Genomic DNA, 3,002 nt, shown 5'->3' on the forward strand with positions numbered 1-3,002 from the left:
GGCTCTGGACCAATATGAAATTCGTTGGCCCGGACGTGCAGGGCGCGCTCCGTTGCCGTTGAGCGGCTTCGCTGCCGCAGATAGTCATGCCACGTTGGGCAATGATATCGTTCGGTCCATAGTTCAGGATCGGCGATGTCCCGCGCGATTGACCAGCCGTAAGCGCCGTTACGCTGACGGCTCAGCTGCACGTGCTGCATGAGAGCGTAGAAGAGGCGCGCCTTGGCGGGGTCGACGCGATATTCGATCTCGACAACGATCGGTCCGCTGCGTGGGGTCAGTAAGAGGCGAACCTCCGGATCGGCGAGGACGTCAAGGGACAGTTCGTTCGGGCCGCTGACGGTTGGCCTCCGCATCCACAAACCAAGCACCGGCGACACAAACAAGGTTGCGCCAGAAACGAGCAGCGCTCCCTCGACACCAATGGCGTTCGCCGCGCTTCCCCACACCCAGCTGCCGAGCGCAATCCCGCCCGCGATTGCTGCCTGATAGGCCGCCAGTGCGCGACCAGCGACCCAGCGCGGCGCGGCGAGTTGAATGCCGACATTGAACAGCGTGACGGAAGCTGTCCAGGCGGCGCCTGCGAAGATGAGTGCGCTTCCGCTTAGCACTAGCGAGCGGCTGATCGCGACGACAGCGACGCAGACGCCCATGACGACCATGCACAGGCGGACCGAAAGTTCGTCTCCCAGACGCCCCCGGAGCGTGGCGATATTGAGCGCTCCTAGCACCGCCCCAATACCAAACGCCCCTAGCATGACGCCGTATATTTGCGCGCCGCCATGCAGGAGATCGCGCGTCACGATCGGCATCAGCGCCGAGACCGACCCGCCGGCAATTCCGGTAACCAAGGTCCGCCCGAGCACAATGCGAATAGAGGGCGAATGCACGATGTATCGAACGCCCGAAAATGACCGCCCGCGCCAATCTTTCAGGCGGAAGCCGCGACGGCTCCTTCAGTCGCCGCCAAAGAAACAAGACGACGAGTAGCGGCAGGTAGAGGAGCGCATTGGTGGCGAATGCGGCGACCGCCCCGGCCGACGCGACAATGATCCCGCCGATCGCCGGCCCAAAGCTGCGGGCAATGTTGTAACGGATGCCATTGAGGGCGACGGCCGAGGGCAGCGCCTCCGCCGGCACTTGTTCGCTGACAGACGCCTGCCATGCCGGCCCGAACAAAGCCATGCCGCTGCCAATGATGAAGCAAGCGACAAGCAGGAGGACAGGCGTCACGAAGCCTAGCCATGCGAAAGCCGAGAGCGAAATCGAGCCCGCCAACGCGATCGATAGAGCGACAAGTCCGACAATCCGCCGGTCAAACATGTCCGCTATCGCGCCCGCGGGCGTCGAGACCAGCGCGACCGGCAGCATCAATGACGTCTGGACCAGCGCCACCATATCGGCCGATGCAGATATTTGCGTCATCGTCCACGCGGCGCCGACGCCCAGGACCAAGATCCCGAGGTTGGATAGCAGGCTTGCGGTCCATATGCGTCGGAACACCGCATGGCGCAAAGGCGAGAAAATGCCGCGGGACGACGGCGCGCGCTTATTCGCCGTGATGCGCATCGTACCGCCCAATATCGCAAGACAAGCTTACTTGAATTCGCCTTTCGCTGGAATCTCGCGCCAGCGGATTACTTCTATCTGTGCATGACTTCGAAGGCATGACCGAACCCAGGACCGGCGAACGATAGAAGATAGCCCCTGATCAGCCCGAACTGTCCCGAAATGGACCTTCTTCGTCACCCAAGCGTTTCGAGATCAACATCGCCGAATTGCGCGAGGACCACCGCGTCCTGAAACTCGCCGGTTGCCGGATTGCCGGTACGAGAGAACGCCAGCGCGCCAGCGTGTTCGAGGGCGCGCGCGCGAGCCCGGCGTTCGGCGACGAGCGGACTCATCACCTCCCGAGCTTCGCCGGGCGTCAGGTCGCCTTTCGCGTCACGGTCGAATGCGACGACGGCATGATAGGTCACAGGCAATTTCAGGCCGGTTTCAAATTGTCGGCGGAGGATTTCCCGCTGCGCTTGTCGGCGACGATCTCGTACGCGATCTTCTGCCCTTCGTTCAGGTCACGCATTCCGGCCCGTTCGACCGCGCTGATATGGACGAACACATCCGGGCCGCCGGCGTCGGGCTGAATGAACCCGAAGCCTTTCGTCGCATTGAACCATGTCACCGTACCCGTCGCCATGGTGCGCTCCTCTCGAATTGACCCGACGAATCTAGCGGAGGCCACATTCATTGCAAGGCGCAGCCATCGGCGCTGGCGCTATGTTGAGGCGGCGAGCGCCCGCGCATATCAGGCAATGACGCGATAGTGACATCGCGCTGGGGCCATCCCATGCCGCATCAAATCGATGGAAGGTCCCAAATGAACACAAACGAACTCATCGCAAAGGTCGCCGACGCGCATAGCGTGAGCAAAGCGCAAGCCAAGTCCATCGTCGAAGACATCTTGAAGAACATCCAGGACGCGGCAGCAAGCGGTGGGGAGGTGTCGCTCCTGGGGTTCGGCAAATTCAAGGTCAAGGCGACGCCAGAGCGCGAAGGCAATCCAGCGAGTGGCGAAAAGATCAAGATTGCGGCGTCAAACCAGCTCACCTTCTCGTCTGCAAAATCCGTCAAAGATCTCCTTGAACGGCTGAGGCGAACCAGCGCCAAGCGGCAAGAGGCGGAGCAGCTCGGCGTCCTGCAGTCAGGCGCGGAGCTGGTAGCCTCGGCGCGTCTTGAGATCGAGCCATTTCTTGAGCTCGATCTGCGCGACCGGCCGGGACGGGTGCAGGTCAATGTAGTGCGTCCGGTTTTCTGGACACGGGACTGCATTATGCGGCGTGCTTGAGGATGGTGTCGAGCCATTCGGCACGGGCCTCGCGTGGGGAGCGGTATCCGTTCTTCTCGATGAGCCACTCGGCATTGTAGCGGTCGGCGAAGGCGCTGACGGCTTCTCTGACGTCGTCGATGGCATTGTCAGAGTAAAATCTATACTGCCTGCTCGC

Annotated in this window: 2 protein-coding genes and 2 pseudogenes; 1 reads left to right on the forward strand and 3 read right to left on the reverse strand. The window is 61.9% G+C overall.

Annotated elements, in window-relative coordinates; all coding sequences use genetic code 11:
- From ACLP25_RS25390 to ACLP25_RS25400, 3 genes and pseudogenes are all read right to left on the reverse strand, one after another.
- A pseudogene (locus ACLP25_RS25390) lies at positions 1-1,569 on the reverse strand (MFS transporter); the annotation flags it as partial.
- A 176-nt stretch (positions 1,570-1,745) separates the two neighbouring features.
- Complete coding sequence (locus tag ACLP25_RS25395; RefSeq protein WP_442471894.1) at positions 1,746-1,979, reverse strand: hypothetical protein; 234 nt, start codon at positions 1,977-1,979, stop codon at positions 1,746-1,748.
- An 8-nt stretch (positions 1,980-1,987) separates the two neighbouring features.
- Positions 1,988-2,197 carry a cold-shock protein gene (locus tag ACLP25_RS25400; protein ID WP_442471895.1) on the reverse strand — a complete coding sequence of 70 codons (210 nt, stop codon included), beginning with the start codon at positions 2,195-2,197 and terminating at the stop codon, positions 1,988-1,990.
- Positions 2,198-2,377: 180 nt separating this feature from the next.
- Between ACLP25_RS25400 and ACLP25_RS25405 the strand changes: the two are divergent.
- Positions 2,378-2,647: pseudogene (locus ACLP25_RS25405) on the forward strand (HU family DNA-binding protein); the annotation flags it as partial.
- Positions 2,648-3,002 lie beyond the last annotated feature (355 nt).

The sequence above is a fragment of the Roseiarcus sp. genome, assembly GCF_052145395.1.
Taxonomy (GTDB): domain Bacteria; phylum Pseudomonadota; class Alphaproteobacteria; order Rhizobiales; family Beijerinckiaceae; genus Roseiarcus.

Coding starts and splice junctions, on each gene's coding strand:
- ACLP25_RS25400 (WP_442471895.1), bottom strand. CDS start 2,197: ATGGCGACGGGTACGGTGACATGGTTCAATGCGACGAAAGGCTTCGGG.